Source organism: Cupriavidus campinensis (genome assembly GCF_905397395.1).
GTDB lineage: Bacteria > Pseudomonadota > Gammaproteobacteria > Burkholderiales > Burkholderiaceae > Cupriavidus > Cupriavidus campinensis.
The window spans coordinates 150,306-176,669 of sequence record NZ_CAJPVH010000003.1; the positions used below are offsets into that span (position 1 = coordinate 150,306).

Genomic DNA, 26,364 nt, shown 5'->3' on the forward strand with positions numbered 1-26,364 from the left:
CATCCGGGGCAAGGCTCCAGCCGGTGCCGGACCGGTTCAACGCCGCACGGCGGCGTACCACTCCAGCACCTGCGCCACGGCTTCATCCACCGACATGTCGGAGGTATCGAGCCGTTGCGCGTCTTCGGCGGGACGCAGCGGGGCGGCGGCACGGGAACGGTCCCGCGCGTCGCGCGCCTCGAGGTCACGCAAAAGGTCTTCGATATTAGCAGAAATTCCCTTATCAATCAATTGTTTATAGCGCCTGCGGGCGCGGGCCTCGACACTTGCGGTCAGGAAGACCTTGAGGCGGGCCTCGGGAAAGATCACCGTGCCCATGTCGCGGCCGTCGGCCACCAGCCCGGGCAGCTTGCGGAAGCCGCGCTGGAGTGCTGTCAACGCATCCCGCACCGGCTGGTGCACGGCGATGGCCGAGGCCCGGTTGCCGATAGCTTCGGCGCGGATGGCCTGGCTCACCTCCTCGCCGGACAGCCAGACCCGGTCCGGGCCGAACTTCACATCGAGGCGGGCCGCCATCTTTGCAAGGGTGGACACGTCCTGCAGGTCCACGTCCGCGCGGTCGCTCGCCAGCGCCACAAGCCGGTAGAGGGCGCCGCTGTCGAGCAGGTGAAAGCCAAGGGCGTCGGCCACCTTGTGCGCCACAGTGCCCTTGCCGGACGCCGTGGGGCCATCAATGGTGATGACGTCGATCATAGTCATTGGTTATTGGTGCGCTAAAAACTATTGATTTTGAAAATCAATTAAGAATCATTATTATTTGTTCCATGGCTCGCACGGGCGGCCTCCCCGCCACCCATCCCCACAGAACAGCCCGGGCGAGCCACCCCGAATCCCCGAGCCAACTCCAAGAATGCGAGGCAATCTATCATGGCCAAGACCCTGACTTTCGGCATCATGCACCTGGGCATCGCCTTCAGCGTGACCTATGCGCTGACTGGCAATCTGGCCATCAGCGGTGCCATCACCTTCATCGAGCCGGCCGTGAATACCGTGGCCCACTACTTCTTCGACAAGTTCTGGGAACGGCGCGAACGCAGTGCATCCGGCGCCGCCAGCGCGCACGCCGGACACGGGGTGCCCGCCACGGCCACTATTTGACCGGAGTGACCCCTTACCGCGCCACCCCGGCAAACACCGAGAAGTATTCCGGGAATGTCTTGGCCACGCAGCCGGGTTCGTTGATACGCACCGGCAGCGGGCCGAATGCCGCCAGCGAGAAGCACATCGCCATGCGGTGATCATCATAGGTGCCGATGCCTTCGGCTGGCGTGCGCCAGTCGGCTACAGATGCCGGCGGCGTCACACGCAGGTAGTCGGCGCCCTCTTCCACCGTGGCGCCGAGCTTGCGCAACTCGGTCGCCATCGCCGCAATCCGGTCCGTTTCCTTGACCCGCCAGCTGGCGATATTGGTCAGCGTAGTGGTGCCTTCCGCGAACAGCGCAGCCACGGCCAGCGTCATCGCGGCGTCGGGAATGTGGTTGCAGTCGAGCTCGATGCCGTTCAGCCGGCCGTCGTCGCGCTCGGTGCCTCGTACCTCGATCCAGTTGTCGCCAGCCATCACGTTGGCGCCCATCCGGTTCAGTGCATCGGCAAAGCGCACGTCGCCCTGGATACTGGACAAGCCCACACCTTCCACGCGCACCGGTCCGCCGCCAATCGCGCCGGCCGCAAGAAAATACGATGCCGTGGAGGCATCGCCTTCCACGTAGATCTCACCCGGCGAGCGGTACTGCGCGCCGGCCGGCAGGATGAAGCGCTCCCAGCCCTGCCGCTCCACGTCGATACCGAAGCGCGCCAGCAGGTTCAGGGTGATCTCGATATACGGCTTCGAAATCAGCTCGCCAACCACCTCGATCTCGATGCGGCCGGACGGCGCGCTGGCCATCGGCAGCGTCATCAGCAGCGCGGTCAGGAACTGGCTCGATACATCGCCGCGCACGCGGATCGGCGCGTCGATGCGGATCTGCGCCGGGTTGATCTGGAGCGGCGGGTAACCTTCCGTGCCGAGGTAATCCACGGACGCACCCACCTGGCGCAGACCGTCGACCAGATCGCCGATGGGCCGCTCGTGCATGCGCGGCACCCCGGAGAGCCGGTACGTGCCACCCTGCAGGGCCAGCGCCGCGGTCAGCGGACGGATCGCCGTGCCGGCGTTGCCCATGAACAGATCGGCCGATTTATTCGCAAAATTGCCACCCGCGCCGGTGACGATGCAGTCGCCGCCATCGCGCTGCCAGCTCACGCCGAGCACCTTCAGGGCGTCGAGCATGACGCGGGTGTCGTCCGAGTCCAGCAGATCGCGCACGCGCGTCTGGCCGGTGGCAAGCGCCGCCAGCAGCAGCACGCGGTTGGAGATGCTCTTCGAGCCGGGCAGCCGCACCGTGCCGGAAGCACGCGTCAGGGGGGCGAGGGTCAGATGTTCCATGATGTGGGCAGATTCAGCGCTTCAGGGTTCGACGTTGGTGACAGCCGCACGCGCGGTGCCCCACTTCTGGCGGGCGCCGCTGGCCCGCGTGAACACGCGCTCCAGGCCCTCGGCATCGCCTTCCTTGATCTGGGTCTTCAGGTGCGCGAGCACCTTTTCATAGGTGTCGATCTCGCGCAGCAGCGCCTCCTTGTTGGCGATGCAGATGTCACGCCACATCTCGGGCGAGGAGCCCGCAATGCGCGTGAAATCGCGGAACCCGCCGCCGGCAAAATCGAGCTTCAGCGCGGCATCCTCGGCATTGACCAGTTGGGCGACCAGCGCGAAGGCCAGCAGGTGCGGCAGGTGGCTCACCGCCGCGAACACGGCGTCGTGCTGTACCGCGGACATCACATGGCAGTCGGCGCCCGTGGATTCCCACATCGCGCGCACGGCGGCCACGTCGGTCCGCGCGTTCTCCTGCAGCGGGCACAGCACTACCTTCTTGCCGAGGTAGAGGTCGTTCAGCGCCGCCTCCACGCCGCTCAGCTCGCGGCCGGCAATCGGGTGGGCGGGGACGAACTGGGCCACCTTGTCGCCCAGGGCGGTCTTGGCGGCCATGATCACGTCGGACTTGGTGCTGCCTGCGTCCGTCACGATCGTGCCCGGCTCCAGGTGCGGCTCCAGCGCGTGCAACAGCGCAAAGTTCTGGGCGACCGGCGCGCACAGCACGATCAGGCTGGCGCCGCGCGCGGCGTCTTCGAGCGAGGCAATCTCGTCGATCACGCCCAGCGACTTGGCCTTCTCGAGCGAAGCCGCCGAACGTCCCACGCCCACCACGGTGCCCACCACGCCTGCGCGCTTCAGCGACAACGCCAGCGAGCCGCCAATCAGGCCCACGCCGACAATCACAACCCGGGAAAAATGCAGAGCGCTCACGGTATCAGGCCACCAGCGTGGCAGAAAGCTTAAAATCGGACATCTTCATCACTGCAATGCCTGCTCGAGCGCCGCGATGAACGCGGCGTTCTCCTCAGACAGGCCAATCGTCACGCGCAACCACTGCGGCAGGCCGTAGTTCGCCACCGGCCGCACGATCACGCCCTGCTTCAGCAGCGCCAGGTTCACGCGCGCGCCGGCACCGTCGTCGGTGCCCACGCGGACCATGACGAAATTGCCGGATGACTTCACATGCTGGAGACCAAGCCGGTCGAACGCGGCCACCAGCTGCGCCTTGCCTTCGCGGTTCAGCGTGGCGCTGCGGGCGAGGAAACCGGCATCGCCAAGCGCCGCCACGGCGGCAGCCTGGGCCAGGCTGTTCACGTTGAACGGCTGGCGCACGCGGTTCAGCAGATCGGTCAATTGCGGCTGGGCCACGCCGTAGCCCACGCGCAGCCCGGCCAGGCCGTAGGCCTTCGAGAACGTGCGCGAGACCATCAGGTTCGGATACTTGCGCACCCACGCCACGGACTCGTACTGCTGGTCCGCATCGAGATATTCGTTATAGGCCTCGTCCAGCACGACCACCACGTTGGATGGTACTTTCGCCAGAAACGCCTCGATCTCGGCCGCCGGAATGAACGTGCCGGTGGGGTTGTTCGGATTGGCGATGAAGACCAGGCGCGTGTCGGGCGCAATCGCCGCTGCCATCGCGTCGAGATCATGGCCGTAATCGCGTGCCTTCACCTCGATGGCGCGCGCGCCGACTTCCTGCGTGGCGAGCGCATAGACGGCAAACGAGTATTCGGCATAGACGATCGACTCGCCCGGCCGCACCAGCGCATGGGCGGCCAACTCCAGGATGTCGTTGCTGCCGTTGCCGAGCGTCAGCCATTCGGCCGGGACATCGTACTTCGCCGAAAGCTTCGCCTTCAGCTCGAAACCGTTACTGTCCGGATAGCGGCCCAGCTCATCCATCGCCGCCGTAATCGCGGACCTGGCGGAGGCCGGCATGCCGAGCGGGTTCTCATTCGAGGCCAGCTTGACGATACGCGCCTCGTCGAGCCCGAACTCACGCGCCACCTCGGCAATCGGCTTGCCAGCGATGTACGGCGAGATCTTTCTCACATAGGACGGCCCGAAATAGTGGGCGGCATTCTGCGCGTCGTCGGTGGCGCGGCCGGGTTCTGCCATGTTCGCTCCTTGAACCTTACTTGCTGGACGGGTACGAGCCGAGCACCTTGAAGTACGCGGCGTTGCGCTTCAGTTCCGCCAGGGCGCGCGCCACGGCGGGCTCGTGCTGGTGGCCTTCCACGTCCACATAGAAGTAGTACTCCCACGCGCCGCTGCGCGCGGGGCGCGATTCGAACCGGCACATCGACACGCCGTTCTCGGCCAGCGGCGCCAGCAGTTGGTACACCGCGCCGGCCTTGTTCGGTACCGACAGGATAAGAGACGTCTGGTCGCTGCCCGACGGCTCGGTCTCATAGCGGCCGATCACGGCAAACCGCGTGCGGTTATGCGGATCGTCCTGGATATGCGTGCGCACCAGATGCAGGTGGTAGCGGTTGGCCGCCGACTCGCCGGCGATGGCCGCCACGGTGGGGTCTTCGCTCGCCATGCGCGCGGCCTCGGCGTTGCTGGAGACGGCCTGGCGCTCCAGGTGCGGATAGTTGGCCGTGAGCCAGTGCTGGCACTGCGCCAGCGCCTGGGCGTGCGCGCGGACCACGGTCACGCCCTTCATGTCCGGCGTGGAAGCCATCAGGTTGTGATGGACCTTGAGCGCAATCTCACCGCTGATCTTCAGCGAGGTCTGCAGGAACAGGTCGAGCGTGCGCGACACCGCGCCCTCGGTCGAGTTCTCCACGGGCACCACGCCATATTCGACGGTGCCGGCTTCCACGGCACGGAACACCTCGTCGATGCTCGGGCACGGCACGCCGCTCACTTCATGGCCGAAATGGGCGTACAGCGCCTGCTCGGAGAACGTGCCGGCCGGGCCGAGGAACGCAATCTCGAGCGGCTTTTCCAGCCCACGGCAGGCGGACATCACCTCGCGCCAGATCGACGCCACGCTCTCGCCCAGCAGCGGGCCCGGATTGGCGGCCTGCACCTTGCGGATGACCTGCAGTTCACGTTCGGGGCGAAACACGGGCGCGCCGTACTTCTTCTTGACCTCGCCCACATCGAGGGCGAGCTGGGCGCGGCGGTTCAGCAGCGCCAGCAGTTCGCGGTCCACCGCGTCGATCTGGCCGCGCAGCGGCGCGAGGTCGGCGGACAGCGCCTGCTCCTGGGCGCTGGGACCGGGGTTCCCTGTGGGCGGCGCGTCGTTGTTCGCGCGCTTGTCTTCGCTAGTCATGTCAAAGCCTGGTGGGCCGCGCCGGGGCGGCCGGGAAGAATCGGTGCAAACCCGCCGTCAGGCGGCAGTACGCTCGAATTCGCGCATGAAGTCGATCAGCGCGGTCACGCCTTCCAGTGGCATCGCGTTATAGATGCTGGCGCGCATGCCGCCCACGGACTTGTGGCCCTTGAGCTGTACCAGGCCGTTCGCGCGCGCCTGGGTCAGGAACGCTTCGTTGCGCGATTCATCGCGCAGGAAGAACGGTACGTTCATGCGCGAGCGGCAGCTGGGGTCAATCTCGTTACGGTAGTAGTCACTCTGGTCCAGGAAGTCGTACAGCGCGCGCGCCTTGGCGATATTGCGCTGCTCGATGCCGGGCACGCCACCCTGGGCCTTGAGCCACTTGAACACGAGGCCGGCGATATAGATCGCATAGGTGGGCGGCGTGTTGTACATCGAATCATGCTCGGCCACCTGGCGCCAGTTGAACGCCGACGGGCACAGCGGATGCGCGAAGCCGATCAGGTCCTCACGCACGATGACGATGGTCACGCCGGCCGGGCCGATGTTCTTCTGCGCGCCGCCGTAGACCACCTGCACGCGCGACCAGTCGATCGGGCGCGACAGGATATGGCTGGACGCGTCGGCCACCACGATGCGGCCCTTGTCGTGCGTGCCGGTCTGACCGATGTCGGGAATCTCCTGGAATTCCACGCCGACGATGGTCTCGTTCGTGCACAGGTGCACATAGGCCGCGTCGTCCGACAGCTTCCAGCTGGCGACATCCGGAATTTTCGTAAATTTACGATCCGCGCTCGAGGCCGCGATATTGACCTCGCCATAGCGGCGTGCTTCCTGCTCGGTCTTGACCGACCACGTGCCGGTCACGACGAAATCGGTCTTCGGCTTGGCCGCATTGACGCGGCTGGCCAGGTTCAGCGGCACGATGCCATTCTCGCCAATCGCCCCGCCCTGCAGGAACAGGATGCGGAAGTTCTTCGGCACATGGAGCAGTTCGCGCAGATCGGCGAGGGCTTCATTGTGGATGCCCTCGAACTCGCGGCTGCGGTGGCTCATCTCCATGACCGACACGCCGGTGCCACGCCACGACAGCATTTCCTCGGCCGCCTGCTGCAGGACTTCGGTCGGCAGCGCGGCCGGACCGGGCGAGAAATTGAACACGCGCTCGGCCACGTTGCGTTGCAGGCCAGCGAGGGCGGGATTCTGGGGATCGTTCATGGAGGAAGAAGGAAAAATGGCTGCCGGTTTGAACCAGGCAGCCATTATCCCTCAAACGCGCGCCGCCAGGGCAGCGGCTCGGCGGCCGGATCGGCCGTCGATTCCTTGCGGATCACTTACTTCGCAGCGGCGGCGATTTCCTTCTCGGCCGAGTCACGCATCGACTTGCCAACCTGCGGGCCGTACTTCTGCATCATCGAACCCCAGATTTCCTGGGTCGCCTTGCCCTGGTTGGCCATGAACTTCTGGCCCGTCGGCGACTTCAGGAACGTGGTCAGGTCCTTGATTTCCTGGGTGCTGTAGTACTTGCCGAACGCGTCGTAGTGGGCCTTGATGGCGTCCTGACGGAAACCGTCGGTGTTGAACGCCGTGCCGGCGCCATCCACCATGCGCTGCACTGCGCCGTTCTTCTTCAGCTTGTCGACAGCGGCCTGCTTCTGCTTGTCGTTCAGCGTCTTGTTTTCCACGAGGACCTGCTCGAGGACCAGCGGAGCTTCCTGCTTGGCGCCGTTCTGCCAGTTTTCGGCCTGGCCCTTCACGGCCTGGTCGGCCTGCATGACGGAGAGCAGTTCCTTGATAGCGGCGGTCTTGTCGGCATCCTGCGCCTGAGCGTGGGCGGCCTGGGCCACCATCATCGTCGGGACAAAAGCAGCCAGAACAGCAATACGTCGATAGGTTTTGAGCATTATGACTCCCTGGAAAATATGTCCGATTAGTCCGCACGGCCGTCTGGCGAGTTCCGGCCGTCGTCCTGTTGTTGCAACAAATTACGAATTCGCGTCCGCGTCGGTTGCGCCGTCGGCACCTTCTGCACCGGCGGTGCCAGCGGCACCTTCCACCACATCGGCGTCCGCATCCTCGGCACCCTCGATCCCGGCGCCATTATCGGCATCGGTCTCGACAATCCGTTGCAGGCCCGACAGCTTGGTGCCCTCGTCCACGTTGATCAGCGTCACGCCCTGCGTGGCGCGGCCCATCTCGCGGATCTCGGCCACACGGGTGCGGATCAGCACGCCGCCGGTCGTGATCAGCATGATCTCGTCTTCGGGAGATACCAGCGCGGCGGCCACCACGCGGCCATTGCGCTCGCTGGTCTGGATCGCAATCATGCCCTTGGTGCCGCGGCCATGTCGAGTGTATTCCGAGATCGGCGTGCGCTTGCCGTAGCCGTTCTCGGTGGCGGTCAGCACGCTGCCCACCGCCGCGACGGCGCCCTCGGACCCTGCGTCGCCTTCGGTCGACGCTGCCGATTCGGCCGATTCCGCCACCGCAGTTTCTGCCGGCGCTACCAGCATGGCGATGACCGACTGGCTTTCCTCGAGATTCATGCCGCGTACGCCACGAGCCTGACGGCCCATCGGACGCACGTCGTTCTCGTCGAAGCGCACGGCCTTGCCGGCGTCGGAGAACAGCATCACGTCATGCTGGCCATCGGTCACGGCGGCACCGATCAGGAAATCGCCCTCGTCCAGGTCCACGGCGATGATGCCGGCCTTGCGCGGGTTCGAGAACTCGGTCAGCGCGGTCTTCTTGACCGTGCCGCGCGCGGTGGCCATGAAGATGAAGTGCTCGGCGTCGAACTGGCGCACCGGCAGGATCACATTGATCTTCTCGCCATCGGCGAGCGGGAACATGTTAACGATCGGACGGCCACGCGAGTTGCGCGACCCCTGCGGCACTTCGTACACTTTGAGCCAGTACAGCCGGCCACGGTTGGAGAAGCACAGGATGTAGTCGTGCGTGTTGGCCACGAACAGCGTGTCGATCCAGTCGTCTTCCTTGGTGGCCGTAGCCAGCTTGCCGCGCCCGCCACGCTTCTGCGCGCGGTACTCGGAGATCGGCTGACTCTTCATATAGCCGCTGTGCGAGAGCGTGACCACCATGTCCTGCGGCGTAATCAGATCCTCGGTGTCGAGTTCGGTCGCGTTCAGTTCGATGGTGGAGCGGCGCTCGTCGCCGAATTCGGCGCGGATGGCGCCGAGTTCGTCGGAGATGATGGTCGTAATACGCTCCGGACGCGCCAGGATGTCCAGCAGGTCTGCGATCACCGCCATCACTTCGCGGTATTCCTGGACGATCTTGTCCTGCTCCAGGCCCGTGAGGCGTTGCAGGCGCATTTGCAGGATTTCCTGCGCCTGGCCGTCGGAGAGGCGATACAGGCCATCCGGTTGCATGCCGAACACGGCGGGCAGGCCATCCGGGCGATACGAGGCACGGCCGCCGGCAGTGTCGCTTTCGGCACGCGCAAGCATGTCGCGCACGAGGGCCGAGTCCCACGACTTGGCCATCAGCTCCTGCTTGGCGACCGGCGGCGTCGGCGCGGCCTTGATGATCGCGATGAACTCGTCGATGTTCGCCAGCGCCACCGCCAGGCCTTCCAGCACATGGCCGCGCTCGCGCGCCTTGCGCAGCTCGAACACGGTGCGGCGGGTGACCACCTCGCGCCGGTGCGACAGGAACGCGTCCAGCATCTGACGCAGGTTCAGCAGGCGCGGCTGGCCGTCGACCAGCGCCACCATGTTCATGCCGAAGGTGTCCTGCAGCTGGGTGTTCTTATATAGGTTGTTGAGAACGACCTCGGGCACCTCGTTGCGCTTCAGCTCGACCACCACGCGCATGCCCGACTTGTCGGACTCGTCACGGATGTCTGAAATGCCCTCGACCTTCTTCTCGGTCACCAGCTCGGCGATGCGCTCGAGAAGTGTCCGCTTGTTCACCTGGTACGGCAGTTCGTCGACGATGATCGCCTGGCGCTGGCCGCGGTCGATGTCCTCGAAGTGCGTCCGGGCACGCATGACGATGCGGCCCCGGCCGGTGCGATAGCCTTCTCGCACGCCCTGGATGCCATAAATAATGCCGGCCGTCGGAAAATCGGGCGCCGGCACCAGTTCGATCAGGTCATCCACCGTGGCGTCGGGATTGCGCAGCAGATGCAGGCAGGCGTCCACCACCTCATTGAGGTTATGCGGGGGGATATTGGTGGCCATACCCACCGCAATACCCGACGAGCCATTGATCAGCAAATTCGGAATACGCGCCGGCAAAATACTCGGTTCTTTTTCAGAACCGTCGTAGTTCGGCTCGAAATCGACAGTTTCCTTGTCGATATCGTGGAGCATTTCATGCGCGATCTTCGACAGGCGGATTTCCGTATAACGCATGGCTGCCGCGTTATCCCCATCGACCGAGCCGAAGTTGCCCTGCCCGTCTACCAGCATGTAGCGCAGCGAGAAATTCTGCGCCATGCGGACGATCGTGTCATAAACGGCGGTGTCGCCGTGCGGGTGATACTTACCGATCACATCACCGACAATACGGGCCGATTTCTTATAGGCTCGGTTCCAGTCGTTATTCAGCTCATGCATCGCAAAGAGCACGCGCCGATGTACTGGTTTCAGGCCATCCCGGACGTCGGGAAGCGCACGCCCGACGATAACGCTCATCGCGTAATCCAGGTATGAGCGGCGCATTTCCTCTTCCAGGGAAACCGGAAGCGTTTCTTTGGCGAATTGATCCATTGCGGCTTGGTTTATGCGGCGGGTTTTAGCGAATGAGACCCTGGCCCCAGGAGCGCCGGCGGGGGCGCCTGTCCGGGACGGGCAACATGGCATTCTACCACGCGCGCCACCCCTTCCCGACGCCCACCGGACGGCCCGGAAACGGGCCCGCCGGCGCCCTCCGCGGCGCGGCGCCTACCGCCCGCAAGCCATACGGGACAAGGGTTTGCGGGCACCGCAAGCGTGATGTTGCACAAACACCACAGGCCCAAAACCCCAGGGTTGAATCGAATATATTTACTTCTTAGGAAACGAGCCTTGTGGCACAATTCCCCAGCGAAGAGCCAGACATTGTTCGAAGTGGAGCATCCACCACATCGAGAATGTTATACTCCGAAGAATGTATGACTTGTTTTCGTCCATTTGCTCGCAGTAACCCTGCGGTGATCTCATCCTGAGAGGAGAAATATGAAAAAATTTGCCAAGCTCGCGCTCGTTGCAGCTACCGCAGTAATGGCTGCATCCGCTCAAGCCCAGTCCGTCCCCTATGAAAAGAAGGCTGTGAACGACAACTGGGGCAACGGTACGAGCGAGTACGTGTGGAAGAATGGCACGAACGAGCTCTGCTGGCGCGACAGTTCCTGGACCCCGGCAACGGCCAATGCCCTGTGCGATGGCGCACTGGCTCCGGCTGCTGCTCCGGCTCCGGCACCGACCCCGGTGGCTCCTCCGGTTGTGTCGAGCGAGAAGGTCACTTTCGCAGCTGACACCCTGTTCGACTTCGACAAGGCTGTTCTGAAGCCCGAAGGCAAGGCCAAGCTGGACGACCTGGTCTCGAAGCTGCAAGGCATCACCCTCGAAGTGATCATCGCCGTGGGCCACACCGACGCGTTCGGTTCGGACAAGTACAACGATCGCCTGTCGATCCGTCGTGCTGAATCCGTCAAGGCTTACCTGGTGAGCAAGGGCGTGGAAGCCAACCGCGTGTACACCGAAGGCAAGGGCAAGCGCCAGCTGAAGGTGGATCCGAAGTCGTGCAAGGGCAACCGCACGGCACAGATCGCCTGCCAGCAGCCGAACCGCCGCGTGGAAGTCGAAGTGGTCGGCACCCGCAGCGCACGTTAATCGGATCCTCTCCGATGAAGAAAGCCCAGCGCAAGCTGGGCTTTTTTTTTGCCCGCTATTTTTGGTACAGTTGCCGGACGCTTCTCTCCGCACTCAGGTTCCGGGCCGTGCGCCGGGGACCCCACTCCTTTGACGATGTCGCAAACCTCCACCCTCTCCCCTGCTGGCAGCCCCCCCGGCCGCAACGCCGATCCGAAAGAGATCGACAAGTTCAGCGAGCTGGCCCACCGCTGGTGGGACCCCAACAGCGAGTTCAAGCCACTCCACGACCTGAACCCGCTGCGCCTGGGCTGGATCGACGGCATCGCGCACCTGCCCGGCAAGCAGGTGATCGACGTGGGCTGCGGCGGCGGCATCCTGTCCGAAAGCATGGCGCGGCTTGGCGCCACCGTACGCGGCATCGATCTGTCGACCAAGGCCCTCAAGGTGGCAGACCTGCACAGCCTGGAGTCGGGCGTGCCCGTCACTTATGAGGAAATTGCCGTCGAAGACCTCGCCGCGCGCATTCCCGGCAGCGTGGACGTGGTGACCTGCATGGAAATGCTCGAGCACGTGCCCGACCCCGCCTCCATCGTGCACGCCTGCACCACGCTGGTCCGCCCGGGCGGCTACGTGTTCTTCTCGACGATCAACCGCAATCTCAAGGCCTACCTGCTGGCTATCGTCGGCGCCGAGTACGTGCTGAACATGCTGCCGCGCGGTACCCACGACTACGAGAAGTTCATCACGCCATCCGAGATGGCCCGCTTCGCGCGCCAGGCCGGGCTGGACCTGATCGAGATGCGCGGCATGACCTACAACCCGTTGTCGCAAACGTACTCGCTCGGCCATGACACGGGCGTCAATTACATGATGGCCTTCCGCAAGACGGCGGCGAAGGCGGCGGGCTGACCCATGCGCACTTTCGACGCGGTATTTTTCGATCTCGACGGCACGCTCGCCGACACGGCCCCCGACCTGGCCGCAGCCGCCAACCGGCTCGTGGTGGAACACGGCCTGCCGCCCGTGGCCTATGAGAAGCTGCGGCCGGTGGCTTCGCACGGGGCACGCGGCCTGATCGGCGCGGCGTTCGGCAAGTCGCCCGACGACCCCGAGTTCCCCGCCCTGCGCGATACGTTCCTCGACTACTACGAGGCCGACATCGCGGTACACACCCGCCTGTTCGACGGCATGGACGACGTGCTGGCCCGGTTGGAAGCCGCCGGCATCCGCTGGGGCATCGTGACCAACAAGATCACCCGCTTCACGGTACCGCTGGTGGCCGCGATCGGCCTCGCGCCCCGCGCCTCGGCCGTGGTCAGCGGCGACACCACGGCACATGCCAAGCCCCACCCCGCCCCGCTGCTGCACGCGGCCGAGGTCAGCGGCGTGGCGCCGGCACGCTGCCTGTACGTGGGCGACGACCTGCGCGACATCCAGGCCGGCAAGGCGGCCGGCATGGCCACGGTGACCGCCGCGTACGGCTACTGCGGCGACGGCGAGCCGCCCGAAGCCTGGGGCGCAGACTACCTGATCCGTCACCCGGCCGAGCTGCTGGCGCTGTTCGGGAACTGAAGCCCCCGGCCAGCGGCCAAAGCGAGTACAATCCGACTCCTACATCTTCACACTGGGGCCGACCTGGTTTCGACGTGGGTTGCGAAGCAGTGGAGGGCATACCGAGGACCCGTCACCTCGTTAATCAATGGGAATGCAATAACTGCTAACGACGAACGTTACGCACTGGCAGCCTAAGGGCTAGCCGTCCTCGCACTGGCTCGCTGACGGGCTAGGGTTCGCAAGAACTGGCGAGGTCATTTACGTCAGATAAGCTTCGGGAGTGTCACGGGCCCGAGGACGAAAACCTAGTGACTCGCCGTCGTAGAGCGTGTTCGTCCGCGATGCGGCGGTTAAATCAAATGACAGAACTAAGTATGTAGAACTCTCTGTGGAGGGCTTGCGGACGCGGGTTCGATTCCCGCCGGCTCCACCAGTATTACCGTCCGACATTCCTTTTTCTTCAGGAAACGCCGGACAAGCGAAAACCCCGTCAATCGATGACGGGGTTTTTTCTTTTCTGCCGACCCAAAATCCGTGTGCCGCTCAGTGCACCCTCAATGCACCGATTCCGCCGGCTGGCTCGCTGCCAGGCGTGCGGCATAGAATCGGTCCAGCACCACGTGCACGCCGAGCAGGCCGAAGAGATGTGCAGCCTCGTTCACCGATACCAGCACACCCGGCATCCACAGCCGCTGCAGGCGGCCGGGGGTCTGCCCGCTGAGTTCGGCAAACGCTTCCATGCCGTGCTCCTGGATGGCCTTGAACAGCACCAGGCCCACCAGGTACATATCGCCGGAATCCAGCGCAATGGCCGCTTGGGCAGCCCAGCGCACTTGCCGGTCTTCGTGTTTCTCCGCCTCGGCAAAGCGCTCCGTCGCCGTCTGGGCGACCGCTTCTCCGGGCGCTTGGAATGTCAGGCTCATTGCCAATCTCCAATGCCAGATCCCATGGATATCGGCAGATTTGCCATTTTCCTGAACCCTTCCGCAAAGACACGAGATAACGCATGGGTCCCTTGGCCGCGCGGGGCTACAATGGACGCCCGCCTCTTCCTGCCCAACCCCATGACCGACCATCCCCGCTTCACCCTCAACCGCTCCATGGTCATGCTGCTGCCCGAGCAGCCGTTCCTGGACTGGATCAAGGCCGTCGACCCGGAGCCCGTGCCAGGCCTGTCGCTCGAGGACGTCCGCGACGACGCCAGCGTCTTCCTGTTGCCGTCGGAAGTGGCGGATTCCCCGGAGACTGCTATGCGCTGGGTGGAAAAGCGCTGGCAGGCGTTCTTCGAATTCATGTTGGGCGAATGGTTTGATGATTCCATGTGGCCCGAGAATATGTCCCTGGCCATGTTCCGCGAATGGTTCACGCCGCGTTTCCATTCCATGGTGTGGGATATGGCGCCGGAGTCTCCCATCACGCATGAAGACTGGGATGACGAAGACGACGATATGCCGTCCATGCTGCACTAAATCCACCACCGGAAATTGAAACGGCACGCCCTGGGGCGTGCCGTTTTGCTTGCGCGAACAAGACTATAAATCAAAGAAAGCGATCGAGTATTTTGCGGCTCGGCTTGTCGAGCGCGAACAGGTCGCGAATCAGGTAATGAATGCCGTGGCTGTCGGAGATCAGCAGCGTGCTGCCGGTCAGTCGCCGGATGTCCTCTTCGCCACGCAGGACGAGATCGGTCTGCCCGCGATCGGTCCGCACCGTCCACACGCTCGGCGTGGCATAGGTGGACACTCCCACAATGCTACGAATTTCCGGCATGAATTCGCGCGCGGCCAGCTCGGCCTCGATCAGGGCGCGCATTGGCGGCGGCAGGACATCGAGGCGCGGAATCCACGCCAACTCGCGGCCATCGGTGCTGATCATGCCGACACCGTCGTCCGGCGCGGCAATCGGGAAGGCGCGCACGGGCACCACGCCCTCGTGCGCCATGCCGTCCGCCATCGTCAGGACGAGCTTGCCGAACGGGTTGCGGGACAACGTGTAGTCGGGCGTCTGCATAGCCGTTTGCCGAGAAATCGAATCACCAGGGGTATCACTGCGCATTGACGGCCTCCGTATCGAGGCGTTCGCCCGCGCTGGGCAACTCCGCTTCGGTATCGACGTTGCGCGCCTGCGCCTGGTAGAGCTTGTAGTAGGCCCCTTCGCGTGCGAGCAGTTCGTCGTGATTGCCGACTTCGACGATCTGCCCGCGATCCATCACCACCAGCCGATCGGCCTTGCGCAGCGTGGAAAGCCGGTGCGCGATGGCAATCGTCGTACGGCCCTGCACGAGGTTGTCCAGCGCCTTCTGGATTTCCTTCTCCGTGGTGGTGTCCACCGACGACGTGGCCTCATCCATGATCAGGATGCGCGGATTGATCAGCAGCGCACGCGCGATGGAGATGCGCTGGCGCTCGCCACCCGAGAGCGCCTGCCCCCGCTCGCCCACCAGCGAGTCATAGCCGTGCGGCAGGCGCAGGATGAACTCGTGCGCATGCGCGGCGCGCGCTGCGGCGACGATTTCCTCGCGCGTGGCGCTGGGCTTGCCGTAGGCGATGTTGTCGGCAATCGTGCCGAAGAACAGGAACGGCTCCTGTAGTACCAGTCCGATATGGCGGCGGAATTCGGATACCGGCAGCGAGCGGATGTCGATGCCGTCCACGCGAATCGCGCCCTCGGACACATCGTAGAAACGGCAGATCAGGTTGACCAGCGTGCTCTTGCCCGAGCCGCTGTGGCCGACCAGCCCGATCATCTCGCCCGGCCGGATCGACAGGTTCAGGCCACGGATCACAGCACGGTTGCCGTAGCGGAAGCCGAGGTCGCGCAGTTCGATGGCGCCCTCCACCTTCTCGAGGTGCACCGGGCGCTGCGGCTCCGGCACGCTCGACACATGGTCGAGGATGTCGAAGATCCGCTTGGCGCCGGCGGCGGCCTTCTGCGTGACCGACACAATCCGGCTCATCGAATCCAGACGCGTGTAGAAGCGGCTGATATAGGTCAGGAAGGCGACCAGCACACCCACCGTGATGGCATCGTGGCTGACCTGCCAGATGCCAAAGATCCAGACCACCAGCAGGCCCACTTCGGTCAGCAGCGTCACCGTGGGCGTGAACAGCGACCAGACGGCATTGACGCGGTCGTTGACGGCCAGATTGTGCTTGTTCGCCTCACGGAAGCGCTCGACCTCGCGCTTTTCCTGGGCGAAGGCCTTGACCACGCGGATGCCGGGAATGGTATCCGCCAGCACGTTGGTGATCTCGGACCAGATACGGTCGATCTTCTCGAATCCGTGGCGCAGGCGGTCCCGCACCAGGTGGATCATCCAGGCGATGAACGGCAGCGGCACCAGCGTCACCAGCGCCAGCCACGGATTGATCGAGATCAGGATGATGGCCGTCATGGCAATCATCAGCACATCGGTCGCGAAATCGAGCAGGTGGAGCGACAGGAAGACGCAGATCCGATCGCTTTCCGAGCCGATGCGGGCCATCAGGTCGCCCGTACGCTTGCCGCCGAAGTATTCGAGCGACAGTTTTAACAGGTGTTCGTATGTGGTTGTTCGCAGATCGGCGCCGATGCGCTCGGATACGCGCGCCAGCAGATACGTCCGCGCCCAGCCCAGGCTCCACGCCACCAGCGCGGCACCGAGCAGCCCTGCCAGGTACATCTTGACCCGGTCATAATCGATCGGCACGCCGTTCTGGTACGGAATCAGCACCTTGTCCATCAATGGCATGGTCAGGTACGGCGGCACCAGCGTGGCAGCGGTGCCGAGCAGGGTCAGCAGGAAGCCGGCCAGCAGTTCCCACTGGTAGGGCCGCGCGAAGCGCCACAGGCGCAGCAGCGCCCAGGTGGACGGCGGCGTCTCAAGATCGCGGCTGCACTGGGGGCAGACGTCCTCGCCGGGGGGCAGTGGGGCCTTGCAGGTGGGGCAGACGTCGTCATCGGCCGGCTCCGCGGCCTGGCCGGTTGCCAGCAGCGCGCGACGCGCCTCGAACTGGTCGGCCAGCCGCAAGGCATCGGGATTGTAACCAAGCGTGTAGCGCCAGCTTCCCAGCCGGGCGCGGCCGTCGGCCAGCTCCAGCGAGCCGACCCCGGCATGGTCGCTATGGGCCAGCGTCAGCGCCGGTGTGATCTCCCAGTCGACGGTGTTTTTTTCACCGGGCGCCCGGGCAATGAGCCGGCGATCGGTCACAACCAGCCACCCTTGGGTAAAATGCAGCCTTGCGTCCAGGTCCAGGTCAAGGCCGGCCAGCACGGTTTCACCGGGCTGCAGGCTCGTGCCGATCTCGGCGCCCCAACGACCTTGCGGGCCGGAGGGGATTGGGACGGACGGGGAGGATTGGGTCATTATTGGCGCGAAATGCGTCCGCAATGCGTCCACAACAGGGTAGACACGGACATAACTTGAAACAATTTAGGCGGGAAGCCGGCTGGCGGCCCGCGATTTTGCCCGCAAGTATACATAACGCAAACAAACGGGGCGCCTGGTGCGCTGCACAACGTCTTCCGGACTTCAGGGGTCAACCCCGATGCCGTTGAAACGTTACTGAAAGGTTAGGCTCCCATTTCTCGGGCATTCGCCCACTGCCTCAAGCTAAATCAATGAAAAAGAAGGACATTGAGATTTTCGATGTCATGTCGCTGCGCGGCCCGAATATGTGGACATATCGGCCGGTGCTGGAGGCATGGGTTGATATCGGCGAACTGGAGGATTTCCCCTCCAACAAGATCCCGGGGTTCTACGAACGCCTGTCGGCCTGGCTCCCGTCGCTGATCGAGCATCGCTGCAGCATTGGCGAGCGCGGCGGCTTCCTGCAGCGGCTCAAGGAAGGTACGTGGCCCGGCCACATCCTCGAGCACGTGACGCTTGAGCTGCAGAACCTGGCCGGCATGCCGGGCGGCTTCGGCAAGGCCCGCGAGACCCCCGTACGGGGCGTCTACAAGGTGATCGTCCGGGCCTGGCACGAGGAGGTGACGCGCGCCGCGCTGTTCACCGCCCGCGACCTGGTCATGGCCGCGATCGAGGACCGCCCGTTCGACGTACCCGAGGCCGTGGACAACCTGCGCCGCCTGGTCGACGAACACTGCCTCGGCCCGAGCACGGCCTGCATCGTCGATGCTGCCGATGACCGCGACATCCCCTCCATCCGACTCTCCGACGGCAATCTGGTTCAACTCGGCTACGGGGCGCGCCAGCGCCGCATCTGGACCGCCGAGACCGACCGGACCAGCGCCATCGGCGAATCGATCTCGCGCGACAAGGACCTGACCAAGACGCTGCTGGAATCCTGCGGCGTGCCGGTGCCGGAAGGCCGCATGGTGGAGAGCCCCGAGGATGCCTGGGACGCCGCCGAGCGGATCGGCGTGCCGGTGGTGGTCAAGCCGTACGACGGCAACCACGGCCGCGGCGTGTTCACCAACCTGATGACGCGCGAGGAAGTGGAAACTGCCTACTCCGTAGCCATCGACGAAGGCAACGGCGTGATCGTCGAGCGCTTCGTGCCGGGCAACGAACACCGCCTGCTGGTGGTGGGCGGCCGGCTCGTGGCGGCGGCGATGGGCGAGACGGCCAGCGTCGTGGGCGACGGTACCTCGACCATCGACGACCTGATCGAGTCGCAGATCAACTCCGATCCGCGCCGGGGCAGCACCGAGGACCATCCGCTGAACCGCGTGCGGCTCGATTCCGCCGCACGGCTGGAACTGAAGCGCCAGGGGCTGGAGGATGGCGATTCCGTGGCACCCGCCGGCAAGACCATCCTGATCCAGCGCAACGGCAACGTCGCCTTCGACGTGACCGACCGCGTGCACCCGAGCGTGGCCGCGCATGCGGCGCTGGCCGCGCGGGTGGTGGGGCTGGATATCGCCGGGGTGGATCTCGTGGCCGAGGACATCTCGCGCCCGCTGGCCGACCAGCGCGGCGCCATCGTCGAGGTAAACGCCGGGCCGGGCCTGCTGATGCATATCAAGCCGGCCGACGGCACGCCGCGCCCGGTGGGCCCCGCGATCGTCGACCATCTGTTCCCCGCCGCGAAGGATGGCAGCGCCGATGACGGCCGCATTCCCGTGGTCGGCATCACCGGCAACAACGGCAAGACCGTGGTGGCCAAGCTGGTGGCGCGTCTGCTGCAACTCTCGGGCAAGCACACCGGGCTGGCGTGCAGCGACGGCCTGTTCCTCGACCGCCGCCAGGTGGAAACCGGCGACCAGGCCAACTGGGAAGCCGGCCACCGCATCCTGATGAACCGCGCCGTGGAAGCGGCCGTGTTCGAGAACGACAGCGGCATGATCCTGTCGCAGGGCCTGCCGTACGACCGTTGCCAGGTTGGCGTGGTGACCAACTTCGCCCAGCCAGACCACCTCGGCGACTACTACGTCGAGGACGAGGACCGCATGTACAACGTGCTGCGCACCCAGGTGGACGTGGTGCTCGACAACGGCGTGGCCGTGCTCAACGCCGGCGACGCGCGGCTGGTGGAAATGGCCGAGCTGTGCGATGGCGACGTGGTCTTCTTCGGCCTCACCGCCGACCTGCCGGCGATTGCCGCGCACCGGGCGGCGGGCAAGCGCGCGGTGTTCGTGCGCGACGGCAAGGTCGTGATGGCCACCGGCCAGAGCGAGCTGCCGCTGACCGATGTGTCGGCCATTCCGCTGACCTACGCGGGCCGCGTGGCGTTCCAGATCGAGAACGTGCTGGCGGCCGTGGCCACGGGCTGGGCGCTGGGCATCTCCAACGACCTGATCCGCGCCGGCGTGGTGACCTTCGACGTGGGCCAGGTGGACGTGCCGGGCCGCTTCACGCTGTTCGAGCGCCAGGGCGCCACGGTGATCGTCGATGACGCGCACAACGCGCCCGCGCTCGCCGCGCTGGCCGCCGCGCTGGACCGCTTCCCCGCCGAGCGCCGCATGCTGGTATTCGGCGCCGGCGTGCAGCGTCGGGACGAAGACCTCGTCCACCACGGCAAGATCATCGGCGCCGCGTTCGACCGCGTGTTCCTCTGCGAGGACCAGAGCGTGAAGCGCGACCTGCCCGATGCCGAGGCCCGCGCGCTGGTCAGGAAGGGGCTGTACGAAGGCCGCCGCGTGACCAAGATCATCGACGAAGGCGCCCGCCGCACCGCCATCGAGACCGCGCTCTCGCAACTGGTGGCCGGCGACCTGCTGGTCATCCAGTGCGACGAGGGCTCGCCCGAGGGCACTGTCGAGCAGGTACACCAGTGGGTCGGCCGCAGCGGCCGCCGCGCCTGATGGCTCGGCCAGAAAAATAACGGAAATACTATGGAAGTCTCCCGTATCCGGGCCCTGCGCGGCCCGAATCTCTGGTGCCGCCACACGGCCATCGAGGCCATCGTGGCCTGCTCGGACAAGTCGCACCTGCTGGCCGACCTGCCAGGCTTCGAAGACCGCCTGCGTGCGCGCTTCCCGGCCATCGGCCCGCTGCGCCCTGACGACGAGGCTGGTACGCCGTCGATGGCCCACGCGCTGGAAGCCGCCGCGCTGGGCCTGCAGGCCTCTGCCGGCTGCCCGGTCACCTTCAGCCACACCGCGCCCACCGTGGAGCCCGGCACGTATCAGGTGGTGGTGCAGTACAGCGAGGAAGAAGTCGGCCGGCTCGCCTTCGAACTCGCCGAACAGCTATGCCTGGCTGCCCGGGACGACAAGCCCTTCGACCTCGACGACGGGCTGCACCGCCTGCGCGAACTTGACGAGGACGTGCGCCTGGGGCCGAGTACCGGCTCCATCGTCTACGCCGCCGTGGCGCGTGGCATTCCGTACCGCCGCCTCACGCAGGGCTCGATGGTGCAGTTCGGCTGGGGCAGCAAGCAGCGCCGCATCCAGGCCGCCGAGACCGATATGACCAGCGCCGTGGCGGAGTCCATTGCGCAGGACAAGGACCTGACCAAGAGCCTGCTGCACGCCGCCGGCGTGCCGGTGCCGCTGGGCCGCTCGGTGCGCAGCGCCGAAGAAGCCTGGGCCGCCGCGCAGGCCATCAACGGGCCGGTGGTGGTCAAGCCGCGCGACGGCAACCAGGGCAAGGGCGTGGCGGTACGCATCCGCACGCGCGAGGAAGTGATGACGGCCTACGAAGTGGCGGCCGATATCTCCTCGGACGTGCTCGTGGAACGTTACATCCCCGGTCACGATTTCCGCCTGCTGGTGGTGGGCAAGCACCTGGTGGCGGCCGCGCGCCGCGATCCGCCGCAGGTGATTGGCGATGGCGTGCACACCGTGCGCCAGCTCGTGGAGGAAGTGAACCGCGACCCGCGCCGGGGCGAGGGCCATGCCACGTCGCTGACCAAGATCCGCTTCGACGACATCGCGCTGGCCACGCTGGCCAAGCAGCACCTGACCGCCGACTCGGTGCCGGCCAACGGTACGCGCGTGGTGCTTCGTAATAACGCCAATCTGTCGACCGGCGGCAGCGCCACCGACGTGACCGACGACGTCCACCCGGACATCGCCGCGCGCGCCGTGGCCGCGGCCCAGATGGTGGGCCTCGACATCTGCGGCGTGGACGCCGTGTGCGAGACCATGCTCAAGCCGTTCGAGGAACAGGCGGGCGGCATCGTGGAAGTCAACGCCGCGCCGGGCCTGCGCATGCACCTGCAGCCGTCGTTCGGCAAGGGCCGGGCCGTGGGCGAGGCCATCGTCTCGACCATGTTCGCCGATGGCGACGATGGCCGTATTCCCGTGGTGGCGGTGTCCGGCACCAACGGCAAGACCACCACCGTGCGCCTGATCACCCACCTGCTGGCCACGAGCGGCCTGCGCATGGGCATGACCGGCACCGATGGCGTGTATATCCAGGGCGAGCGCATCGACACCGGCGACTGCAGCGGCCCGCGCAGCGCGCGCAACGTGCTGCTGCACCCCGACGTCGACGCGGCCGTGTTCGAAACCGCGCGCGGCGGCCTGCTGCGCGAGGGCCTGGCCTTCGACCGCTGCGACGTGGCCGTGGTGACCAACGTGGGCGAAGGCGACCACCTGGGGCTGTCCTACATCAGCACCGTGGAAGACCTGGCCGTGCTCAAGAGCGTGATCGTCCAGAACGTGGCGCCGCACGGCATGGCCGTGCTGAACGCTGCAGACCCGATGGTCGCGCGCATGGCCGACGCCTGCCCCGGCACGGTGACGTTCTTCGCGCACGATGCCGGGCTGCCGACCATGGCGCTGCATCGCGCGCAGGGCAAGCGCGTGGTGTTCGCGGAAGGCGGCGAGATCGTGGCGTGCGAGGGCGAAACCCAGGTGCGCATTGCGCTGGCGGACATCCCGCTGACGCGCAACGGCAGCATCGGCTTCCAGGTGGAGAACGCGATGTCGTCGGTCGCCGCCGCGTGGGCGCTGGGCGTGGACTGGGCCGTGATCCGTCGCGGGCTGGCCACCTTCGTCAACGACGCCGCCACCGCGCCGGGCCGCTTCAACGTGTTCGACTACCGGGGCGCCACCCTGATCGCCGACTACGGCCACAATCCGGACGCCATCCAGGCATTGTGCAATGCGGTGGAAACCATGAAGGGCGATCGCCGCGTGGTGGTGATCAGCGGCGCGGGCGACCGTCGCGACGTGGACATCCGCCGGCAAACCCAGATTCTGGGCGGCGTGTTCGATGAGGTGGTGCTGTATCAGGACCAGTGCCAGCGCGGCCGTGAGGACGGCGAGGTGCTGGCGCTGCTGCGCGAAGGGCTGGAAGGCGCACAGCGCACGCAGCACGTGGAGGAAATCCGCGGCGAGTTCCTGGCGATCGACACCGCGCTGGGGCACCTGAAGCCGGGCGACCTGTGTCTGATTCTGGTCGATCAGGTGGAAGAGGCACTTGGGCACATCGCCCAGCGCATCGCGGAACAGTAACAGGCACCCGCTGCATCCGTCGTTGCACCGCAGCTGCATCCGTATGAAGGCCGGCTCCCAGGAGCCGGCCTTTTTTCTTGTCCGCCCCCTTGCATCGAAACGGTTGCAGGTGCCACATTACTGTCACCATCGATCCGATGTGACCGCCCCTGCCCCGCCGGTCTCAGCCAGAGGAGGCTCGCCATGCAATCGCCGCAGACCGTAGTGGTCACCTACATCGCTGCCACACCCGAGCAGGTCTGGTCCGCGCTGACCGACCCCGTGCAGAGCGAACAGTATTTCTTCGGGCGGCGCGTGGAGTCTGACTGGCAGGTCGGCAGCCCGTTCGTGCTGCGCATGGACGACGGGCGCGTGGATTCCCAGGGCGTGGTGCTGCTGGCCGAGCCGCCCTACCGGCTCTCGGTGACGTGGCGCGTGGAATGGCTCGAGGCGTTCCGCGAACTGCCCGAGGTGGTAGTCACGTGGCAGGTGGACGCGCTGGGGCAGGCGGTGCGGCTGACCGTGAGCGAGACCCATCGCGAGCCGGTGGACGAACAGATGCTGCAAGGCGGCCGCAACGGCTGGCCGATGATCCTGGCCGGACTCAAGACGCTGCTGGAAACCGGAAAGCCCCTCAATGTCGAGGCCCCCAAGCCACCGCCGGCGCCCTCTTCCGGCGCCTAGCCCCTCTCGCCTTCAGTGCCGCCCCGGCAGCGAGAGCCGACGTTCCAGCACGCGCTGCAGTACCGATAACCCGGTACTCAGGATCCAGTAGATGACCGCCACCGCCAGGTAGAGCGGCAGCGGCTGGTAGGTGGCGGCGATGATTTCCTGCGCGGTGCGCAGCAACTCGGTCACGGTGATCACCGACACCAGCGAGGTGTCCTTGATCAGGCTGATCAGGCTGTTGGACAGGCTCGGCACCGCCAGCCGCAGCGCCTGCGGCCCGACGATGTAGCGCAGCGTCTGGATCGGCGTCAGGCCCAGGCTGTAGGCCGCCATCCACTGCCCGCGCGCAATGCCGAGGATGGCGCCGCGCATGCTTTCCGACAGATAGGCGCCCACGTTGAGGCTCAGCGTCAGCACGCCGGCCGGAGTGGGCTCAAGCGCAATGCCGACGCTCGGCAGCCCGTAATAGACCACGAAGATCTGCACCAGCAGCGGCGTGCCGCGCATGATGCTGACGTACACGCGCGCCACCGCTTTGAGAATCGGCGCATGGCTGATGCCCATCAGCGCGACCACAATGCCAATCACCAGGCCGAACGCCATCGACAGCACGGCGAACTTCAGCGTGAGCAGGGCGCCCTGCAACAGCACGGGCAGCGAATCCATCACGAGAGCGAGGGCGGACATGGCAGGGGCGGGTCAGGAATCCGGAATGCCGGGATCATACGTGATCCAGCCATCGAAAAAAAAGCCGACTCGCGGGAGTCGGCCTGGTTGGTATGGGTTGCAGCGGGTTGGCCCGGGTGGGCCACGCAACCCGACCCGCTTACTTCGCCGCCTTGGTCACATCCGAGCCGAACCACTTGGTCGACAGCTTCACCAGCGTGCCGTCCTTGCGCAGGTCTTCCAGCGCCTTGTCGATGGCCTGGGCGAACTTCGGATTGTCCTTGCGGAACGGAATGGCGACTTCGGTATTGGCGCCGGGCACCACGGCGCCCGGGCGCAACGGCAGGTTGGCGTTCTTGATCAGGTAGTTGACCATCAGCCGGTCATTGAGCGCCGCGTCGATCCGTTGCGAGGCCAGGTCGCGCAGGTACTCGGGCGCGCCGGGATAGGTCTTCACGTCGATGCCGGGCACCGACTTGGCCAGTTCGTTGTAGTTGCTGCCCAGGCTGACGCCGAGCTTGTGGTTCTTCAGGTCATCCAGTGACTTGAACTCGCGCTTGTCGTCCTTGCGCTGGATCAACTGTGCCGCCGAGTAGACGTAGGGCGTGGAGAAATCGAGGGTCTGCTTGCGCTGCGGCGTCACCGCAACCTGATTGACGATGATGTCGAACTTGCCTGCCTGCAGGCCGGCAATGATCGCGCTCCATTCGGTGGTCACGAACTCCGGCTTCACGCCCAGCTTGCCGGCGATGGCGCGTGCCACGTCCACGTCGAAGCCCTCGAGCTCGTTCTTCGCGCCGCGATAGCCGAACGGCGGATACGTGCCTTCCACGCCAATCTTGAGCACGCCGGCTTGCTTCACCGTGTCGAGCAGATCGGCGGCGCTGGCGGCCGTGGCCGTGAATCCGGCAACGCCAGCCAGCAGCACGGAAGCCAACAGGGATTTGAGCAAGCCAGTACGAATCGAGCGCATAAGTTCTCCAGTGAGATGCGGGGTCAGGGCCGGCTTACCCCTTTTGGGGGCGGACCGGAGGCTCCTAAGAGCCTATAACGGGCTCCACACTACCGCAAACACTATCAAGCGCGAAATAACGATTCATTATGGCTATATAACCGATCCACCACCCGGTCAGGGACCCGGTGTGACGGACCGGCGCGCCGCCCGCGTCCTGCTCCCTTACTGGAACGCCTTGTCGTTCGGCGCCGCGTACAGCGCCTTCATGTCCGGCGACATCGGGTAGTTCATATTGATGTTGCGCGGCGGAATCGGCGACTGGAACCACTTCGTGTAGAGCTTCTCGGCACGGCCGCTCAGCATCAGGTCCGATACCACGCCATCGGCCAGCTTCTTGAACGAGGCGTCGTCCTTGCGGAACATGCAGGCGTAGTTCTCGGTCTGGAGCGGCTCGCCAGCCACGACCCATTCGCTCGCGTTCTTGGCCTTGGTGCGCTCGCCGTACAGCAGCGGCTCGTCCATGACGAAGGCCACCGCGCGGCCCGTTTCCAGGATCAGGAACGCCTGGCCATGGTCCTTGGCGCTGGTCAGGTTCATGTTCATGCCCTGCTCGCCGTTCATCTTGACCAGCAGGCGCTCGCCCGTCGTGCCGGCCGTGGTGACCACGTTGCGGCCCTTGAGCTGGGCGAAGTCGGTCACGCCCGAGTCCTTCTTGGTCAGCATCTTGATACCGTAGACGAACAGGCTGTTCGAGAAGGCCACCTGCTTCTGGCGCTCGAGGTTGTTGGTCGTGCTGCCGCATTCGATGTCGATCGTGCCGTTCTGCATCAGCGGAATGCGGTTCTGCGAGGTGATCGGCGTCAGCTTGACCTGCAGGTTCGGCATGTTCAGCGTGGTCTTGATCTTGTCGACGATCTGCAACAGGATCTCGTGCGAGTAGCCCATGATCTCCTTGCCGTCCGTGTACGAGAACGGGATCGACGACTCGCGGTAGCCGAGCGAGATCACGCCGGTGTCCTTGATCTTCTTGAGCGTATCGCCATCGGCGGCGTGGGCGCCGGCGGCAGCGCAGGCCAGCACGGCAGCGGCCAGCAGGCGGGTGGACAGGCAGGTAGGGGTCAGACGGACACGCAGTGACTTCATGGTTTTCGCTCCTTGATGGGGCTTG

At 65.3% G+C, this 26,364-nt stretch carries 22 protein-coding genes and 1 other RNA gene; 9 read left to right on the top strand and 14 right to left on the bottom strand.

The features are described from left to right. Positions 1–36: 36 nt before the first annotated feature. Complete coding sequence (cmk, locus tag KHO18_RS03455; protein ID WP_211942776.1) at positions 37–699, bottom strand: (d)CMP kinase; 663 nt, start codon at positions 697–699, stop codon at positions 37–39. Between the two features lie 168 nt (positions 700–867). Here cmk and KHO18_RS03460 point away from each other — a divergent pair, with 168 nt between their 5' ends. Then, a complete protein-coding gene (locus KHO18_RS03460; RefSeq protein WP_144197436.1) occupies positions 868–1,098 on the top strand; it encodes a DUF2061 domain-containing protein in 231 nt (76 codons plus the stop codon). A 13-nt stretch (positions 1,099–1,111) separates the two neighbouring features. On the opposite strand, the gene aroA is transcribed toward KHO18_RS03460, so the two are convergent. The 7 genes from aroA to gyrA all read right to left on the bottom strand — a co-directional run bounded on the left by aroA (position 1,112) and on the right by gyrA (position 10,441). Beyond that, positions 1,112–2,425, bottom strand: a complete 1,314-nt coding sequence (gene aroA, locus KHO18_RS03465; protein WP_144197435.1) for a 3-phosphoshikimate 1-carboxyvinyltransferase — start codon at positions 2,423–2,425, stop codon at positions 1,112–1,114. A 21-nt stretch (positions 2,426–2,446) separates the two neighbouring features. Continuing rightward, positions 2,447–3,343 (bottom strand): prephenate dehydrogenase, encoded by an 897-nt coding sequence (locus tag KHO18_RS03470; RefSeq protein ID WP_144197434.1) that lies wholly within the window; start codon positions 3,341–3,343, stop codon positions 2,447–2,449. 48 nt (positions 3,344–3,391) lie between these two features. Continuing rightward, on the bottom strand, positions 3,392–4,537 hold the full coding sequence (gene hisC / locus KHO18_RS03475) for a histidinol-phosphate transaminase (RefSeq protein ID WP_144197433.1): 1,146 nt from the start codon (positions 4,535–4,537) through the stop codon (positions 3,392–3,394). Positions 4,538–4,553: 16 nt separating this feature from the next. Continuing rightward, positions 4,554–5,702: a prephenate dehydratase gene (pheA, locus tag KHO18_RS03480; protein ID WP_144197432.1), complete on the bottom strand. Its 1,149-nt coding sequence runs from the start codon at positions 5,700–5,702 to the stop codon at positions 4,554–4,556. A 57-nt stretch (positions 5,703–5,759) separates the two neighbouring features. Next, complete coding sequence (gene serC / locus KHO18_RS03485; RefSeq protein WP_144197431.1) at positions 5,760–6,923, bottom strand: 3-phosphoserine/phosphohydroxythreonine transaminase; 1,164 nt, start codon at positions 6,921–6,923, stop codon at positions 5,760–5,762. A gap of 116 nt (positions 6,924–7,039) precedes the next feature. Beyond that, positions 7,040–7,609 (bottom strand): DUF2059 domain-containing protein, encoded by a 570-nt coding sequence (locus KHO18_RS03490; protein ID WP_144197430.1) that lies wholly within the window; start codon positions 7,607–7,609, stop codon positions 7,040–7,042. An 81-nt stretch (positions 7,610–7,690) separates the two neighbouring features. Beyond that, complete coding sequence (gene gyrA / locus KHO18_RS03495; RefSeq protein WP_211942777.1) at positions 7,691–10,441, bottom strand: DNA gyrase subunit A; 2,751 nt, start codon at positions 10,439–10,441, stop codon at positions 7,691–7,693. 447 nt (positions 10,442–10,888) lie between these two features. On the opposite strand from gyrA, the gene ompA reads away from it, so the two are divergent. The 4 genes from ompA (at position 10,889) to ssrA (ending at position 13,514) form a co-directional block, all read left to right on the top strand. Further along, on the top strand, positions 10,889–11,545 hold the full coding sequence (ompA, locus tag KHO18_RS03500; RefSeq protein ID WP_144197428.1) for an outer membrane protein OmpA: 657 nt from the start codon (positions 10,889–10,891) through the stop codon (positions 11,543–11,545). Positions 11,546–11,680: 135 nt separating this feature from the next. Next, complete coding sequence (ubiG, locus tag KHO18_RS03505) at positions 11,681–12,436, top strand: bifunctional 2-polyprenyl-6-hydroxyphenol methylase/3-demethylubiquinol 3-O-methyltransferase UbiG (protein ID WP_144197427.1); 756 nt, start codon at positions 11,681–11,683, stop codon at positions 12,434–12,436. Between the two features lie 3 nt (positions 12,437–12,439). After that, a complete protein-coding gene (gene gph, locus KHO18_RS03510; protein WP_144197426.1) occupies positions 12,440–13,099 on the top strand; it encodes a phosphoglycolate phosphatase in 660 nt (219 codons plus the stop codon). A 54-nt stretch (positions 13,100–13,153) separates the two neighbouring features. Further along, positions 13,154–13,514: a transfer-messenger RNA gene (gene ssrA, locus KHO18_RS03515) on the top strand. A gap of 121 nt (positions 13,515–13,635) precedes the next feature. On the opposite strand, the gene KHO18_RS03520 is transcribed toward ssrA, so the two are convergent. Next, the gene (locus tag KHO18_RS03520) at positions 13,636–14,004 is read right to left on the bottom strand and encodes a hypothetical protein (RefSeq protein ID WP_144197425.1); all 369 of its coding nucleotides are present in this window, start codon (positions 14,002–14,004) and stop codon (positions 13,636–13,638) included. Positions 14,005–14,145: 141 nt separating this feature from the next. On the opposite strand from KHO18_RS03520, the gene KHO18_RS03525 reads away from it, so the two are divergent. Continuing rightward, positions 14,146–14,550 (top strand): hypothetical protein, encoded by a 405-nt coding sequence (locus KHO18_RS03525; RefSeq protein WP_144197529.1) that lies wholly within the window; start codon positions 14,146–14,148, stop codon positions 14,548–14,550. Between the two features lie 70 nt (positions 14,551–14,620). Here KHO18_RS03525 and KHO18_RS03530 read toward each other — a convergent pair whose 3' ends face one another. Together KHO18_RS03530 and KHO18_RS03535 are read right to left on the bottom strand one after the other, a co-directional pair. Beyond that, on the bottom strand, positions 14,621–15,091 hold the full coding sequence (locus tag KHO18_RS03530) for a cyanophycin metabolism-associated DUF1854 family protein (RefSeq protein WP_144197528.1): 471 nt from the start codon (positions 15,089–15,091) through the stop codon (positions 14,621–14,623). A gap of 34 nt (positions 15,092–15,125) precedes the next feature. Further along, positions 15,126–17,426, bottom strand: a complete 2,301-nt coding sequence (locus KHO18_RS03535) for a cyanophycin metabolism-associated ABC transporter (protein WP_144197424.1) — start codon at positions 17,424–17,426, stop codon at positions 15,126–15,128. Positions 17,427–17,680: 254 nt separating this feature from the next. Here KHO18_RS03535 and cphA (KHO18_RS03540) point away from each other — a divergent pair, with 254 nt between their 5' ends. The 3 genes from cphA (KHO18_RS03540) to KHO18_RS03550 all read left to right on the top strand — a co-directional run bounded on the left by cphA (KHO18_RS03540) (position 17,681) and on the right by KHO18_RS03550 (position 23,590). Next, positions 17,681–20,326, top strand: a complete 2,646-nt coding sequence (cphA, locus tag KHO18_RS03540) for a cyanophycin synthetase (RefSeq protein WP_144197423.1) — start codon at positions 17,681–17,683, stop codon at positions 20,324–20,326. A gap of 30 nt (positions 20,327–20,356) precedes the next feature. After that, positions 20,357–22,927: a cyanophycin synthetase gene (gene cphA / locus KHO18_RS03545; protein ID WP_144197422.1), complete on the top strand. Its 2,571-nt coding sequence runs from the start codon at positions 20,357–20,359 to the stop codon at positions 22,925–22,927. A gap of 183 nt (positions 22,928–23,110) precedes the next feature. Further along, entirely contained in the window at positions 23,111–23,590 is a 480-nt protein-coding gene (locus tag KHO18_RS03550; protein ID WP_144197421.1) for an SRPBCC family protein, read from the top strand. Positions 23,591–23,602: 12 nt separating this feature from the next. On the opposite strand, the gene KHO18_RS03555 is transcribed toward KHO18_RS03550, so the two are convergent. From KHO18_RS03555 to KHO18_RS03565, 3 genes are all read right to left on the bottom strand, one after another. Beyond that, entirely contained in the window at positions 23,603–24,262 is a 660-nt protein-coding gene (locus tag KHO18_RS03555; protein WP_144197420.1) for an amino acid ABC transporter permease, read from the bottom strand. Between the two features lie 139 nt (positions 24,263–24,401). Further along, the gene (locus tag KHO18_RS03560) at positions 24,402–25,214 is read right to left on the bottom strand and encodes a transporter substrate-binding domain-containing protein (protein WP_144197419.1); all 813 of its coding nucleotides are present in this window, start codon (positions 25,212–25,214) and stop codon (positions 24,402–24,404) included. A 204-nt stretch (positions 25,215–25,418) separates the two neighbouring features. Continuing rightward, complete coding sequence (locus tag KHO18_RS03565) at positions 25,419–26,339, bottom strand: glutamate/aspartate ABC transporter substrate-binding protein (RefSeq protein WP_144197418.1); 921 nt, start codon at positions 26,337–26,339, stop codon at positions 25,419–25,421. Between the last annotated feature and the right edge of the window lie 25 nt (positions 26,340–26,364).